Annotated in this window: 13 protein-coding genes, 1 other RNA gene and 1 pseudogene; 8 read left to right on the top strand and 7 right to left on the bottom strand. The window is 66.8% G+C overall.

Annotated features, from left to right (window positions below):
- Nucleotides 1-24: 24 nt before the first annotated feature.
- From CP958_RS05730 to CP958_RS05755, 6 genes are all read right to left on the bottom strand, one after another.
- A complete protein-coding gene (locus tag CP958_RS05730) occupies nt 25-402 on the bottom strand; it encodes a TfoX/Sxy family protein (protein WP_096701040.1) in 378 nt (125 codons plus the stop codon).
- 64 nt (nt 403-466) lie between these two features.
- Entirely contained in the window at nt 467-2,083 is a 1,617-nt protein-coding gene (locus CP958_RS05735) for a fumarate hydratase (RefSeq protein WP_096701015.1), read from the bottom strand.
- Between the two features lie 112 nt (nt 2,084-2,195).
- Nucleotides 2,196-2,654, bottom strand: coding sequence for a carboxymuconolactone decarboxylase family protein (locus CP958_RS05740; protein ID WP_096701016.1), 459 nt, complete (start codon nt 2,652-2,654; stop codon nt 2,196-2,198).
- Between the two features lie 38 nt (nt 2,655-2,692).
- Nucleotides 2,693-3,208: a ClpXP protease specificity-enhancing factor SspB gene (locus CP958_RS05745; RefSeq protein ID WP_242442766.1), complete on the bottom strand. Its 516-nt coding sequence runs from the start codon at nt 3,206-3,208 to the stop codon at nt 2,693-2,695.
- A 40-nt stretch (nt 3,209-3,248) separates the two neighbouring features.
- Nucleotides 3,249-3,569: a transfer-messenger RNA gene (ssrA, locus tag CP958_RS05750) on the bottom strand.
- On the bottom strand, nt 3,538-4,725 hold the full coding sequence (locus CP958_RS05755) for a GGDEF domain-containing protein (RefSeq protein ID WP_170958845.1): 1,188 nt from the start codon (nt 4,723-4,725) through the stop codon (nt 3,538-3,540). Before CP958_RS05755 ends, ssrA begins: the two co-directional genes overlap by 32 nt.
- Nucleotides 4,726-4,896: 171 nt before the next feature.
- Here CP958_RS05755 and CP958_RS05760 point away from each other — a divergent pair, with 171 nt between their 5' ends.
- The 6 genes from CP958_RS05760 (at nt 4,897) to CP958_RS05785 (ending at nt 11,152) form a co-directional block, all read left to right on the top strand.
- Nucleotides 4,897-5,691, top strand: a complete 795-nt coding sequence (locus CP958_RS05760) for a thymidylate synthase (protein WP_096701017.1) — start codon at nt 4,897-4,899, stop codon at nt 5,689-5,691.
- Nucleotides 5,688-6,179: a dihydrofolate reductase gene (locus CP958_RS05765; RefSeq protein ID WP_096701018.1), complete on the top strand. Its 492-nt coding sequence runs from the start codon at nt 5,688-5,690 to the stop codon at nt 6,177-6,179. Before CP958_RS05760 ends, CP958_RS05765 begins: the two co-directional genes overlap by 4 nt.
- Before the next feature lie 102 nt (nt 6,180-6,281).
- Nucleotides 6,282-8,021 (top strand): ABC transporter permease subunit, encoded by a 1,740-nt coding sequence (locus CP958_RS05770; RefSeq protein ID WP_096701042.1) that lies wholly within the window; start codon nt 6,282-6,284, stop codon nt 8,019-8,021.
- Between the two features lie 11 nt (nt 8,022-8,032).
- Nucleotides 8,033-9,391, top strand: coding sequence for a nitrate/sulfonate/bicarbonate ABC transporter ATP-binding protein (locus CP958_RS05775; RefSeq protein WP_096701043.1), 1,359 nt, complete (start codon nt 8,033-8,035; stop codon nt 9,389-9,391).
- Between the two features lie 62 nt (nt 9,392-9,453).
- Nucleotides 9,454-10,461, top strand: coding sequence for a TRAP transporter substrate-binding protein DctP (dctP, locus tag CP958_RS05780; RefSeq protein WP_096701019.1), 1,008 nt, complete (start codon nt 9,454-9,456; stop codon nt 10,459-10,461).
- A gap of 4 nt (nt 10,462-10,465) precedes the next feature.
- The gene (locus CP958_RS05785; RefSeq protein ID WP_096701020.1) at nt 10,466-11,152 is read left to right on the top strand and encodes a class I SAM-dependent methyltransferase; all 687 of its coding nucleotides are present in this window, start codon (nt 10,466-10,468) and stop codon (nt 11,150-11,152) included.
- On the opposite strand, the gene CP958_RS05790 is transcribed toward CP958_RS05785, so the two are convergent.
- A complete protein-coding gene (locus CP958_RS05790) occupies nt 11,153-11,992 on the bottom strand; it encodes an alpha/beta hydrolase (protein WP_096701021.1) in 840 nt (279 codons plus the stop codon).
- Between the two features lie 65 nt (nt 11,993-12,057).
- On the opposite strand from CP958_RS05790, the gene CP958_RS05795 reads away from it, so the two are divergent.
- Both CP958_RS05795 and CP958_RS05800 read left to right on the top strand, forming a co-directional pair.
- Entirely contained in the window at nt 12,058-13,515 is a 1,458-nt protein-coding gene (locus CP958_RS05795; protein WP_096701044.1) for an NAD-dependent succinate-semialdehyde dehydrogenase, read from the top strand.
- Nucleotides 13,516-13,707: 192 nt separating this feature from the next.
- Nucleotides 13,708-14,394: pseudogene (locus tag CP958_RS05800) on the top strand (IS110 family transposase); the annotation flags it as partial.
- Nucleotides 14,395-14,668: the final 274 nt, after the last annotated feature.

Here is a 14,668-nt window from a genome sequence, read left to right on the forward strand (position 1 = left end):
GACGCACTCTGTAGAGAGTGGGCCTCAGCGCCCTCGTTTGCCAGAGGAAAGACTCGCCTCTCGGGGTTTGGCCTTCCGGGGCTTGCGGTTCCGCAGCGCCGCGTCGAAGGCGGCGCGGCCCCAGGCGCACATCTCCGCCCCATCTTCCATGATGTCGGCGGGAACCTCCCAATAGGGCATGACCATGGGCTTGTCCTCCCACGGCTTGAACGGCGCCGAGCCGGCCGCCTCGAACATGGGGCGGTTGGTGCCGTCGGCCTTCATGAACAGGCTGTCCCAGGCGATCAGCGCGAACATCAGCCCGTCGAGATAGAGGCCGAAGCCCCCGAACATGGCCCTGGCCGTCACCGGCCCGAGCGGCGAAAGCATGTCGCAGACGTGGTCGGCGAATTGGCGGGACATCCTGCCCTCCGTCATGGCCGGGACGAGCCCGGCCATGACGATCCGAATGTTGGCGATTTGGGGGTTAGTGGGCGAACTCGGCGAAGAAGTCGTTGCCCTTGTCGTCGACGACGATGAAGGCGGGGAAGTCGACCACTTCGATGCGCCAGATGGCTTCCATGCCCAGTTCGGGGTACTCGATGACCTCGACCTTCTTGATGCAGTCCTGGGCCAGACGGGCGGCGGCGCCGCCGATGGAGCCCAGGTAGAAGCCGCCGTGCTTCTTGCAGGCATCGGTGACGGCCTTGGAACGGTTGCCCTTGGCGATCATCAGCATGGAGCCGCCAGCCGCCTGGAACTGATCCACATAGGAATCCATGCGCCCCGCCGTGGTCGGACCAAACGAACCCGAAGCGAAATTGGACGGCGTCTTGGCTGGGCCGGCATAGTAAACGCCCATCTGCTTGAAATAATCGGGAAGGCCTTCGCCACGGTCCAGACGCTCCTTGAGCTTGGCGTGGGCGATGTCGCGCGCCACGATCATGGGGCCGGAGAGCGACACGCGGGTCTTCACCGGGTATTGGGACAGGGTCTTGCGGATTTCGTCCATGGGGCGGCCGAGGTCGATCTTGACCACCTCGCCCGCCAGCTTGGAGGCGTCCACGTCGGGCAGATACTTGGCGGGATCGGCCTCCATGGCCTCGACATACACGCCGTCCTTGGTGATCTTGCCGAGGATCTGGCGGTCGGCGGAACACGACACGCCGATGGCCACCGGGCACGAGGCGCCGTGGCGCGGCAGGCGGATGACCCGCACGTCGTGGCAGAAATACTTGCCGCCGAACTGAGCGCCGATGCCCATGTCCTGGGTCATCTTGAGGACGATCTGCTCGAGCTCCACGTCGCGGAAGGCCTGGCCGTACTTGTTGCCCGAGGTCGGCAGGGAGTCCAGGTACTTGGCCGAGGCCAGCTTGACCGTCTTCAGGCACATCTCGGCGGACAGGCCGCCGATGACGATGGCCAGGTGGTAGGGCGGGCAGGCCGAGGTGCCCAGCGTGCGGATCTGGGCGTCCAGGAAGGAAAGCAGCGACTTGGGGTTCAGCAGCGCCTTGGTCTGCTGATAGAGGAAGGTCTTGTTGGCCGAGCCGCCGCCCTTGGCCATGAACATGAACTTGTAGGCGTCGCCCTCGGTGGCGAACAGGTCGATCTGGGCCGGCAGGTTGGTACCGGTATTGACCTCTTCGTACATATCGAGGGGAGCACTCTGGGAATAGCGCAGGTTCAGTTCGGTATAGGCTTCCTGCACGCCCCGGGAGATGGCGGCCTCGTCATTGCCGCCGGTCCACACCTTCTGGCCCTTCTTGCCCATGACGATGGCGGTGCCGGTGTCCTGGCACATGGGCAGCACACCGCCCGAGGCGATGCAGGCGTTCTTCAGGAGGTCGTAGGCGACGAAACGGTCGTTGGGCGAGGACCCGGCATCGTCGAGGATATTGCGCAACTGCTGCAGATGGGCGGGGCGCAGCAGATGCGAGGTGTCCTTGATGGCTTCCTTGGTCAGCCGGGTGATCGCCTCGGGAGCCACCGTCACCACGGTCTGGCCGTTGAAGCTGGCGGTCCCCACCCCGTCGCTGGTGATCTTGCGGTAGGGGGTGTCGTCGTGGGACAGCGGGAACAGCTCGTGGTAGGCGAAATCGGACATGCTCGGCGACCTCGGTCTGAGAAGAAACGGGTAGCGCCACCCCACCCGTCGGGGGTGGACGGCCGCCCCAGGTCAAACACCTTTTTCAGGTCGAGGTCAAGGAGATTGGGGCTCAACCGGCCGGCCGAAAGCCCAGGCCGGCGCCCAGACGGTTCCAGGCGTTGATCACCGCCACCGAGGCGGCGAGGAAAGCGATTTCCTCACCCGCGAAATGCCGCTTCACCTCGTCCAGGGTGGCCTGCAGGGTGTGGTGATCGGCCAGGGAGGTCAGGGCTTCGGCCCAATCCAGGGCGGCGCGCTCGCGCTCCGAATACAGCGGGGCATCCCGCCAGGCGGCCAGCAGGTCCAGCTTGGCCGCCGGCACATCGTGACGCCGGGCCAGATCCAGATGGAATTTCAGGCAGAAGGCGCAGCCGTTGATCTGGGAGACTCGGACCTTGACCAGTTCGGTCAGCCCCTTGTCCAGGCCGGAGGCATCCACCGCCTTGCCGACACCGCGAAAAGCCTCCACCACCCCGGGGGCGATGTCGGCAAAGGCGGCAAAGCTGGCGGGCGGCTGCGACGGAGTCATGCGCGATCCTCGGAAGTCAGGCGATGGGCCGGCCGGGCCTATTTCTTGCGGAACTTGTCCAGCGCCACCACGTTGCCGTCGCCACCCTCGCCCGCCGGCGGGGTTTCCTGCTTGTCACCCGCGTCGGCGGCGGTGGAAGAGGGCGGCTGGGGATCGAACTCGTCGATCTCCATATCGTCCTCGTCGTCTTCATCGTCATCGCCGGGAATGGCCTGGAACTGCAGACCGAACTTGGCGGAAGGATCGGCGAAGCCGGTCACCGCCGAGAAGGGGATGACCATCCGCTCGGGCTTGCCCGAGAACGACAGGGTCACCGAAAAGCCGTCCTCGTCCACGTCCAGGTCCCAGAACTGGTGCTGCAGCACGATGGTCATCTCGTCGGGATGACGCGCCTTCAGGTGGTCGGACATCTCCACGTCGGGATGGTGGGGACGGAAGGTGACATAGAAGTGATGTTCGCCCGGCAGGCCGTGTTCGGCGGCAAAGACCAGAGAGTCCCGAACCACGCCGCGCAGGGCCTCTTCCACCATCTTGTCGTAACGCAGTTCTTCCACCGGCCCGAAATCCCATGTCTTGGCTGAACGCCGTATTGAAAGTGGGGGGAGTTCTGTTGCCCGGTTCCCCCCGGACCGCGCTTACGGACTAAGCCGCAGCGGCAAGTTCAACGTTGTCGTTGGCACTTGTTAGGATTGACCCGATAACGGTGGTATCATGCCGAACGCAAACCAGACCTTTACTGCGCACGTCGATCCTGTTTCGCCCCCAGGGTTCCGGCCCGCGTTTGGGCTGGGAAATTTGGTGGAGGCGCCGGGTACCGCCCCCGGGTCCGTAACGTCTATTCCGTGTGGCGTTTAGCGTCATAGCCGGTTGCCCGGCGTCCCCACTATAAAGCGGGCGAGAGCGAAGCGCCAGCCCTGTCGGGAATCGTTTCGGAAACGGCCACCACCCGGTTGCGTCCCTCGGCCTTGGCGCGGTAGAGCCGCCCGTCGGCCTCGGACATGGCTTGCTCCAAACTCCGGCCGCCGCCCAGGTCGGCGATCCCCATGCTGACCGTGATCCTGGCCGGCCCCGCGCCGGTGTCCACCGCCGCCTCGGCCAGGGCGGTGCGCAGGCGTTCGGCCACCGGCAGGGCCGCCGCCAGCGAGGTTCCCGGCAGCACCATGGCGAATTCCTCTCCGCCCAACCGGCCGCAGACATCGACATCGCGCAGATGCTCGCGCAGCACCCGGCCGACCCGGCGCAGAACCTCGTCCCCCGTCGCGTGGCCGAACTGGTCGTTGATCCGCTTGAAGAGATCCACGTCCATCATCACCACGGCGACGGGCTGGCCCGAGCGCAGGCTCAGCCGCCGCCGGTCCTCGGCGAGGTCGAGGAAATGGGCGCGGTTGGCGATACCGGTCAGCTGGTCGGTGGTCGCCATGCGCAGCAGCGAGCGGTCGGCGTCCTCCTTGACCAGCAGCAGGAAGCAGAAGCCATCGCACAGCGAGAAGACATAGCCGAGCAGGAACATGGCCTGGTTGGCCAGGGCGGCGCTCTGCGGATCCCAGCCGTGGCTGGACCAGGCCAGCCCGGCGCGGACCAGGGCGGTCAGGGCGATCAGCCCGTTGCTGGCCACCAGCATGATCTGGACGGGCGAGCGGCGGCGGTTCGACGCCGACAGCGCCACGGCGCTCAGGCCGTAAAGGGCGAACAGGCAGGACGAGAACAGTACCGCCATGGCGCCGGCCGTCGCCTGGGCGGCTATTCCGGCCAGATAGGCCGCCGCCAGCCCGGCGAAGACCAGGGCGGCGCCCCGCAGCCGGTGACCGAGCCCGGCATAGGACAGGAAAGCCAGCAGTTCGAGAAAATGCCCGGCCAGATAGAGCAGATTGCCGGCGAAGGTCCAGGGATGGACGAAGGCCGATTTGGCGATGATCAGGGCGATGGCCAGCCCCTTGAGCAATTGCGCCGAGGCCCAGGCGCGCAACGCCCCACGGCTTTCGCCCGGACCAGCGTAAAGCATCATCAGCAACCCGAACACCAGATCGCTGATGGCCAACGTCATCCACAGGGTCTTGGTGTCGAAGCCCACTCCGCCGCCCCTACAGGCTATATCTTAAGTTGGTTATTACAGGCTAAATCGGAATTTGTCTAATGTCTTGCCCCAAGGCGTGACGGGACGTGGCGAAAGGAGGCGGGCGACGTTGCATCCCCGTCAAAGGGGCTGGTACAGTGCGCCCGCCCCAACCAGGAGGTTCGCCCCTTGCATCAGTACCTTGACCTGCTGCGGCGCATCCGCGCCGAAGGCGCGACCAAGACCGACCGCACCGGCACCGGCACCACCAGCGTGTTCGGCCACCAGATGCGCTTCGACCTCGCGGCGGGCTTTCCCCTGGTGACCACCAAGAAGCTCCACACCCGCTCCATCTTCGTCGAGCTGCTGTGGTTCCTGAGGGGCGACACCAACATCGCCTGGCTCAAGGACAACAAGGTCTCCATCTGGGACGAGTGGGCGGATGCCGACGGCGACCTGGGGCCGGTCTACGGCAAGCAGTGGCGCTCGTGGGCGTGCCCCGACGGCAGCACCGTCGACCAGATCACCCAGGTGGTGGAGATGATCAGGAAGACCCCGGATTCCCGGCGCCTGATCGTGTCGGCCTGGAACCCGGCCGACATCGAGCACATGGCGCTGCCGCCCTGCCACTGCCTGTTCCAGTTCTATGTGGCCGGGGGAAAGCTGTCGTGCCAGCTCTACCAGCGCTCGGCCGACGTGTTCCTGGGGGTGCCGTTCAACATCGCCTCCTACGCCCTGCTGACCCACATGATCGCCCAGGTGACCGGGCTGGAGGTGGGCGACTTCGTCCACACCTTCGGCGACGCCCACCTTTATTCCAATCACATGGAACAGGCCGAACTGCAGTTGTCGCGCGAGCCGTTGCCGCTGCCGCGCCTCGAGCTGAACCCCGACGTGAAGGACCTGTTCGCCTTCACCATGGACGACATCAAGGTGGTGGACTACCGGTCCCACCCCCACATCGCCGCGCCGGTGGCCGTATGAGCCCCAGCCTCGCCCTCATCGTCGCCATCGCCGCCAATGGGGTGATCGGCAAGGACAACGCCCTGCCCTGGCACATCCCCGAGGACCTCAAGTGGTTCAAGGAGAACACCCTGGGCAAGCCGGTGATCATGGGCCGCAGGACCTGGGACTCCATCGGCCGTCCGCTGCCCAGGCGCCCCAACATCGTGGTGACCCGGCAGGCCGGCTGGCGGGCCGAGGGCGCCCACGCCGCCCATTCCCTGGACGAGGCCCTGGCCCTGGCGGCCAGCCTCGCCCCCGAGGCGGCGGAACTGATGGTGATCGGCGGCAACGCCCTGTTCGCCGAATCCCTGCCGCGGGCAAGCCGCCTGTATCTCACCGAGATCGGCCGCGCCTATGACGGCGACACGGTTTTCCCCGCCTTCGAGCGCGCCGGCTGGCGGGAAACCACGCGGCGCCACAATGACGGCGACCCGGCTTTCGACTTCGTGATTCTCGAACGGACCTGACAGCAGGCTGACCGTCATCATCTTGTCAAGGTTTCCTCGCTCGACAAGGGCAGGCGGGGCAGGCTATGAGGGGCGCACTCAACCCGAACCGGAATGGCCGGAATGCGTTGGAGCCTTCCCACTGTAGCGGTAGCGCCCGATCTCAAGCCCAATTTCTGGGATCTGGCCATCATACCGATGATCTTCGCGCTGCTGGCCCTGCTGGCCTATGGCGGCGCGCAGATGACCACGCCCTATGACGTGGGTGAGAAGCTGGCCCTATCGCTGGACCCGGCCGGCCTGCCCTATTATCTGCTGCGCAGCGCGTTGCGCATGGCCGCCGCCCTGCTGGCCTCGCTGATCTTCACCCTGGTCTACGCCACCCTGGCGGCCAAGGTTCCGGCCTTGGAAAAGGTGCTGATCCCCATCCTCGACATCTTGCAGTCGATTCCCATCCTGGGCTTCCTGTCCATCACGGTGACCGGCTTCATCGCGCTGTTCCCCGGCAACCTGCTGGGCGTGGAATGCGCCGCCATCTTCGCCATCTTCACCTCGCAGGCCTGGAACATGACGTTCAGCCTGTACTCGTCGTTGAAGACGGTACCCAACGACCTGATCGAAGCCTCCGAGATGTTCCACCTGTCGCCGTGGCAGCGCTTCTGGCGGCTGGAACTGCCCTGGGCCATGCCCGGCCTGGTGTGGAACATGATGATGAGCGTGTCGGGCGGCTGGTTCTTCGTGGTGGCCTCCGAGGCCATCTCGGTATCGGGCCAGAGCATCGCCCTGCCCGGCGTCGGCTCCTACATCGCGCTGGCCATCGCCGAGGAGAATCTGGCGGCCATCGGCTGGGCCATGCTGGCGGTGCTGGCCGGCATCGTGATCTATGACCAGTTGATGTTCCGGCCGCTGGTGGCCTGGGCCGACAAGTTCAAGGTGGATTCCCTGCCCGGCGAACAGCAGCCCGAATCCTGGCTGCTGACCCTGATGCAGCGCGGACGCCTGTTCCGCTATCTCGCCCGGCTGCCGTCGGCCATGTGGGACCGCTTCACCTTCCTGCTGCGCCGCAAGGACCAGACCGCGCTGTTCCATCACGCCCCCATCCGCATGGTGGCCCTGCCCCGCTGGGCCGAACGGGTCTGGGACGGCGTGCTGATCCTGGGCGCCATCGGCGCCCTGGTCGAGGTGGCGCTGTTCATTCATGGCTCCATCGGTCTGCAGGAAGTGGGGCAGGTCCTGTTCTACGGCCTGACCACCGCCGTGCGGGTGGTGGTGCTGATCTCGCTGGCCTCGCTGTTCTGGGTGCCGGTGGGCGTCTGGATCGGCCAGCGGCCGCTGGTCGCCCAGAACGTCCAATGGGTGGCCCAGTTCCTGGCCGCCTTCCCCGCCAACCTGATGTTCCCGGTGGCGGTGGTGCTGATCGTCCATTTCGACGCCAATGTGGACGTGTGGACCAGTCCGCTGATGATCCTGGGCACCCAGTGGTACATCCTGTTCAACGTCATCGCCGGGGCCTCGGCCATTCCCCAGGACATGAAGGACGCGGCGGGCAATCTGGGCCTGTCGGGCTGGCTGCGCTGGAAGAAGTTCATCCTGCCGGCCATCTTCCCGTCCTACGTCACCGGGGCGGTGACCGCCTCGGGCGGGTCGTGGAACGCCTCCATCGTCTCCGAACTGGTCAGTTGGGGCGACACCAAGCTGGAAGCCGTCGGGTTGGGCTCTTACATCGCGCGGGCCACCGCCGACGGCGATTTTCCGCGCATCGCGCTGGGCATCGCGGTGATGTGCCTGTTCGTGATGGGCTTCAACCGCTTCTTGTGGCGGCGCCTTTACATGCTGGCAGCCGACCGGCTGCGTCTGGATTGAAGGACCGGGTCATGGCCGACATCACCACTTCCACCGCCCTGCTCGACCTGCGTGGCGTGCGCAAGACCTTCCTGACCCCCGACCGGCGCGAACGCACCGTGCTGGAAGGCGTCGACTTCAAGCTGGAGGAGGGCGAGATCGTCGCCCTGCTGGGCAAGTCGGGCTCGGGCAAGTCCACGCTTTTGCGCATCATGGCCGGGCTGATCAAGGCCAATGGCGGCGAGGTGAAGTATCGCGGCCACCTGATGACCGGACCGGCCAAGGGCATCTCCATGGTGTTCCAGTCCTTCGCCCTGTTCCCCTGGCTGACGGTGGAGGAGAACGTCGAACTGGGCCTGGAGGCGGCCGGCGTGCCCAAGGCCGAGCGCGAGGACCGCGCCAACGAGGCCATCGACCTGATCGGCCTGGGCGGCTATGAAAGCGCCTACCCCAAGGAATTGTCGGGCGGCATGCGCCAGCGCGTCGGCTTTGCCCGCGCCCTGGTGATGCGCCCCGACGTGCTGCTGCTGGACGAGCCGTTCTCGGCGCTCGACGTGCTGACCTCCGAGACCCTGCGCGAAGACCTGCTGGAACTGTGGGACGAGCGCAAGATCCCCACCAAGGGCATCTTGCTGGTCTCCCACAACATCGAGGAAGCGGTGTCCATGGCCGACCGCGTCCTGGTGTTCTCCTCCGATCCGGGACGGGTGCGGGCCGAAATCCGCGTCAACCTGCCCCGGCCCCGCGACACCGAATCCCCGGCCTTCCGCCAGATCGTCGACGAGGTCTATACCCTGATGACCGCCAACGTCAGGGGCGGCGGCCTGGGGGCGGCGGAACAGCTGACCCTGGGCTACCGCCTGCCCGACACCACGCCGGGCAAGATGGCCGGTCTGCTGGAGACCGTCGCCGAGGCCCCCTTCAACGGCCGCGCCGACCTGCCGCAACTGGCCGAGGAAACCGAGCTGGAAGACGACCAGCTGTTCCACCTGTTCGAGGGCCTGCGCGTCCTGGGACTGGCCCGCATCGCGGCGGGCGACATCTTCGTCACCCCGGCCGGCCAGTCCTTCGTCGAGGCCGACGACGCCCTGCGCAAGGATCTGTTCGCCGAGGCACTGGTCAAGCACATCCCGCTCGCCGCCCATATCCGCCGGGTGCTGGACGAGCGCAAGGACCACCGCGCCCCGGAAGACCGCTTCCTGCAGGAGTTGCAGGATTACCTTACCGACGACGAGGCCGAGCGCGTCCTGGAGACGACCATCACCTGGGGCCGTTACGCCGAGATCTTCGACTACGACTACAATGCCGGCGTGCTGATGCTGCCCGAGGAGGTGGTCGAGGAGATGGAGGCCGAGGAAGGGGCCCGCGAGGATACAGACCTTCGGGAATAGTTGCCCAACGCCCGCGAACGTGATGGACTGTCCCCGGGGATGTTCGGGGGGACCACGCTGCGGTGCTGAGACGGATTCTGGCACGGGGATCGAGGCTGGCGGCCGCCGCCATGGCGGCGGCGCTGCTGATCGTGTCCGGCCAAGCCCGAGCCGAAACCTGGATCGCCTCGCACCAGTTTCCGCCCGGCGACCTGCGCGACGACGCCATGCGCTCCATCGCGCGGGATATGGAGCCCCAGGGCCTGACCATCCGTCTTTATGCCGCATCCTCCCTGCTGCGCCCCGGCGACCAGTGGGGGGCCCTGATCGGCGGCAATATCGACATGGTGTTCATGCCGTCCGACTACCTGCTGGACCGCTTTCCCCAACTGGCCGTTCTGTCCCTGCCGACCATGGTCCGCACCCGCGCCCAGGCCGAGCGCATCGCCGCATCGCCCGCCATGCGCGAGCTGAAACGTCAGATCGAGGCGGCGGGCGTGGTCATCCTGGCCGATTCCTGGATTCCCGGCGCCTTTGCCAGCCGTCATCGCTGCGTGCAGACCCCAGCCGACGCCAAGGGGCTGCGGGCCCGGACCATCGGCCGCTTCATGAGCGAATTCTGGGCCGGAGCCGGGGCGGTGCCGGTGCCGGTGACCACCTCGGATTCCCTGGGCACCCTGGTCAGCAACGACCTGATCGACATCGCCAATACCTCGGCGGCCACCCTGCTGTCACTGCGCATGGAGCGCAAGTTCGCCTGTCTGGTGGTTCCGGGCGATGCCGGCGCCCTGTGGTATCTCTACGAGCCGATCATGGTGTCCAAGCGCCGTTACGACGCCCTGGACGAATCCCGGCGGCTGGCCTTGCACGCCGCCGCCGCCGGGGCCGAGGCCGCCCTGTCCACCTCCCTCTCGCTGCTCGAGCGCCGCCTGGCCGGCAATTTCATCGCCGCCGGGGTGGAGGTGGTCAGGCTGGACGCCGGCACCCTCGACGCCTGGCACAAGCTGGCGCGGCGCACCGCCTGGAAGTCGTTCCGCGACCACGTCCCGGGCGGCGGCGACATCATCGACAAGATATACGCGGTGGAGTGATTCCTTGAAGGAAACCAGCAAGTCCGTGGCCCGCCGGACGCGCCAGCCCGAATTCATCAGCCGCTATTTCGTCGGCCAGGGACTGGACATCGGCGGCGGCAACGACCCCCTCGCCCTTTATGGCGAGCAGTTTCCGGCCATTGCCGGCTGCAAGGTCTGGGACGTGGTCGACGGCGACCTTCAGCACCTGACCGGTCTGGCCGATTCCACCTTCGACTTCGTGCACGCCGCCTTCGTCCTGCAGAAGATGGCCGATCCCAGGGAGGCGCTGCGCCACTGGCTGCGGGTGCTGAAGCCCGGCGGCCATCTGGTGGTTCTGGTTCCCGACGAGGATATGTACGAGCAGGGCTTCTGGCCGTCGCGGCACAATCCCGAGCATCGCTGGACCTTCACCCTGTTCAAGCCGAAATCGTGGAGCCCGGCCTCGGTCAACCTGCTGGAAGCCCTACCGTCCCTGGGAATCCAGGCCGACCTCCGCCGCATCGAGGCTCTGGATTCCAGCTACCGCCACCGGCTGCCCCGCTTCGACCAGACCCTGACGCCGGTGGGCGAGGCGGCCATCGAATTCGTGATCCGCAAGCGCCCACAGCCCGAGGCGGTGGCCGGCGGACGCCTCAACGCCGAGGGCCAGTTGAACGCCCGCGACGTGTTCCTGCTGACCGGCATGCGGGTCGAACAGCCCAAGGGCTGATCACTCCGCCAGAAAGCCGTCCAGCAACCCGATCTGTTCCGGCACGTTCAGCGCCGGGGCGTGGCCGCAGCCGGAAATGGTCGCCAGCCGGGCCTTGGGGCCACGCCGGGTCATCTCGTCGGCCACCTCGGGCAGCAGCAGGTCGGAATCGGCGCCGCGCAGCACCAGGGTCGGGCATTCCACCCGGTCGTAGGCCTCCCACAGCTCGTAATCGCCGGCCGAGGCGGCGAATACCCGCATCACCGCCGGATCGTAATGGACGGTGATGCGCCCGTCGCCGCGGCGGCGCGCCGAGGATTCCGCCATGCGCCGCCATTCCTCGTCGCTCAGGAAACCGTAGGGCCTGTAGACCAGCCGCAGGAACGCCTCGAACGCCGTCATGCTGGGAAAATCGGGAATTTGGGTGACATAGGCCCGGATGCGCTCCACCGCCGCCGGATTGAGGGCGGGACCGATATCGTTCATCACCAGCCGGTCCATGCGCCCCTTCAACGGCCCCGCCGCCAGCAGCATGCCCAGGGCGCCGCCCATGGAGGTGCCGATCCACGTCAACGGCCCCACACCCAATTCATCGAGAATCCCCAGGGCATGCTTCACATAGGCGGCCAGGGTGTAGTCGCGCTGGGGCTCCGCCGACCAGCCCGACAGGCCGCGCCCCAGGGTATCGGGGCAGATCACCCGGTAGCGGTCGCTGAAATGGGCGGCCAGGGTATCGAAATCCCGCCCGGTCCGGGCCAACCCGTGCCACATCACCAGGGCCGGCGCCGCCGCGTCCCCCCATTCGGTGACGTGGAATTCCAGGCCCTGGACGGACACATAGCGGGAACGGGACAAGGTCATGGCGGCCCCTTTCGTTGCGAAGCGCCTAAGTATACCCTGTCCGCTCCCCGGTTTGGATGGATGCCATGCTTAAACTTTCCGATTCCGCCCTGCTCCGCGACCGCGCCTATGTGGACGGCGCCTGGATTGCCGCCCGGTCGGGCGAGACCTTCGCCGTGACCAATCCCGCCGACGGCTCGCTCGTCGCCCGGGTCCCCGCCATGGGCGCCGCCGAGACGCGGGCCGCCATCGAGGCCGCCGACCGGGCCTGGGGTCCCTGGAAGGCCCGGACCGCCAAGGAGCGCTGCGCCGTGCTCAAGCGCTGGTTCGAGCTGATCATGGCCGCCCAGAACGATCTGGCGGTGCTGATGACCGCCGAGCAGGGCAAGCCCCTGGCCGAGGCCAAGGGCGAGGTGGCCTACGGCGCCTCCTTCGTCGAATGGTTCGCCGAGGAGGCGAAAAGGGTCTATGGCGACACCATCCCCGAGCACCTGCCCGGCCGGCGCATCGTCGTCACCAAAGAGCCGGTGGGCGTGGTCGCCGCCATCACGCCGTGGAACTTCCCCATCGCCATGATCACCCGCAAATGCGCCCCCGCTTTGGCGGCCGGCTGCCCGGTGGTGGTCAAGCCGGCCGAGGACACCCCGCTTTCCGCCCTGGCCCTGGCCGAACTGGCCGAGCGCGCCGGCTTTCCGCCGGGCGTCTTCAATGTGGTGACTGCGGGCGACCCGCGCGAAGTGGGCGGTGAACTGACCGCCAATCCCAAGGTGCGCAAGCTCTCCTTCACCGGCTCCACCGAGGTGGGCAAGCTGCTGATGGCCCAATGCGCCGCCACGGTGAAGAAGCTGTCGCTGGAACTGGGCGGCAACGCCCCGTTCATCGTCTTCGACGACGCCGACCTGGACGCGGCGGTGGCCGGCGCCATGGCGTCCAAGTACCGCAACACCGGCCAGACCTGCGTCTGCGCCAATCGCCTGCTGGTGCAGGACGGCGTCTATGACGCCTTCGCCGCCAAGCTGGCCGAGGCGGTGAGCGCGCTGAAGGTCGGCCCCGGCCTGGAGGGCGATTTCCAGCAAGGCCCGCTGATCAACGAGGAGGCGGTGCGAAAGGTCGAGCGCCACATCGCCGACGCCGTCGCCAAGGGGGCGCGCATCGTGATGGGCGGCAAGCGCCATGCACGCGGCGGCACCTTCTTCGAGCCGACCATCCTGGCCGACGTCACCACCGCCATGGCTCCGGCGCGGGAAGAGACCTTCGGCCCCGTGGCGCCGCTGTTCCGCTTCCACACCGAGGACGAGGCGGTGCGCATGGCCAACGATACCGAGTTCGGATTGGCCGCCTATTTCTATTCCCGCGACGTGGGCCGGGTCTGGCGGGTGTCGCGCGCCCTGGAATACGGCATCGTCGGCATCAACGAGGGCATCATCTCCACCGAGGTGGCGCCCTTCGGCGGCGTCAAGGAATCCGGCCTGGGCCGCGAGGGCTCCAAGTACGGCCTCGAGGATTTCCTCGAGGTCAAATACCTGTGCATGGGCGGGATTTAGAGTATTCGCACTTAAATCCTGGAGTGCTTCAGCTTGAAGCTGATGCACTTCAGGCGAGGAGTCCGATCGGCTGGGCCAATGCGGGTTTCAGCCGTTCATGGACACGGATGATGGTGTGGACGGCCCCTGCTCACCGGCATCGAAGTGCCCTAACGTGGTCGTTTCTGAGACGCCACAAAGAGGGGGCCGCCCATGAGCGAGATTATCAGGATTGCGATCGACCTGTCGAAGGGCGCGTTTGCGCTGCACGGGGTGAATGCGGATGAAGAAGCGGTTTTGTGCCGTCAGTTGAAGCGCGGCCAGGTTCTCGGCTTTTTCACCAAGCTGTCGCCGTGCCTGGTGGGGATGGAGGCGTGCGCCTCGGCCCATTACTGGGCGCGGGAGATCGGGGCGCTGGGCCACGAGGTGGTACTGGTCCCGCCGGCCTATGTGAAGCCGTACGTCAAGCGCGGCCGCAAGAACGACGCCAATGACGCCGCTGCCATTTGCGAAGCGATGGCGCGGCGCTCTGTCCCCCGGGTGCCGGTCAAGACGCCCGAGCAGCAGGCGGTGCTGATGCTTCATCGTGCCCGCAAGATGCTGGTGGGCCAGCGCACCATGCTCGCCAATGCGGTGCGGGCGCATCTGGCCGAGTTCGGCATCGTCGCGCCGTGCGGCGACAAAGCGCTCGACGGCCTGATCGCTCTTGCCGTGGATGCCGGCGATCTGGCTTTGCCGCAATTGGCGCGCGAGGCGCTGGGCATGCTGGCGGCACAGTTGCGCGATGCCGAGGCCAAGATCGATGCGCTCGAGCACGAAGTCCTGGCGGCTCAGCGCGCCGACGAGGCCTGTCGACGTCTGACGAGCATCCCGTCCATCGGTCCGGTCACCGCCAGCATGCCCAGCGCCTCGCGCGCCAATTGCGGCAAAGCCAGATCGCCGGCATCCACGGCAAGAGCGATCAGGCCGTCGAGCGCTTTGTCGCCGCACGGCGCGACGATGCCGAACTCGGCCAGATGCGCCCGCACCGCATTGGCGAGCATGGTGCGCTGGCCCACCAGCATCTTGCGGGCACGATGAAGCAGACCCAGCAGGCCCATTGGAGCAGCCTGTTCTCGGGGCGCTTCGACGACGATTATTTCAAGCGCGCGGTCGCCATCGGCGCCACTCACGA

Origin of the sequence: Magnetospirillum sp. 15-1, assembly GCF_900184795.1 — a bacterium.
GTDB lineage: Bacteria > Pseudomonadota > Alphaproteobacteria > Rhodospirillales > Magnetospirillaceae > Phaeospirillum.

Bases quoted from the DNA above. Each gene is read 5' to 3' on its own strand.
- CP958_RS05790 (WP_096701021.1), bottom strand. From the start codon at position 11,992: ATGACCTTGTCCCGTTCCCGCTATGTGTCCGTCCAGGGCCTGGAATTC.
- CP958_RS05740 (WP_096701016.1), bottom strand. From the start codon at position 2,654: ATGACTCCGTCGCAGCCGCCCGCCAGCTTTGCCGCCTTTGCCGACATC.
- CP958_RS05770 (WP_096701042.1), top strand. From the start codon at position 6,282: ATGCGTTGGAGCCTTCCCACTGTAGCGGTAGCGCCCGATCTCAAGCCC.
- CP958_RS05730 (WP_096701040.1), bottom strand. From the start codon at position 402: ATGTCCCGCCAATTCGCCGACCACGTCTGCGACATGCTTTCGCCGCTC.
- CP958_RS05795 (WP_096701044.1), top strand. From the start codon at position 12,058: ATGCTTAAACTTTCCGATTCCGCCCTGCTCCGCGACCGCGCCTATGTG.
- CP958_RS05735 (WP_096701015.1), bottom strand. From the start codon at position 2,083: ATGTCCGATTTCGCCTACCACGAGCTGTTCCCGCTGTCCCACGACGAC.
- CP958_RS05775 (WP_096701043.1), top strand. From the start codon at position 8,033: ATGGCCGACATCACCACTTCCACCGCCCTGCTCGACCTGCGTGGCGTG.
- CP958_RS05765 (WP_096701018.1), top strand. From the start codon at position 5,688: ATGAGCCCCAGCCTCGCCCTCATCGTCGCCATCGCCGCCAATGGGGTG.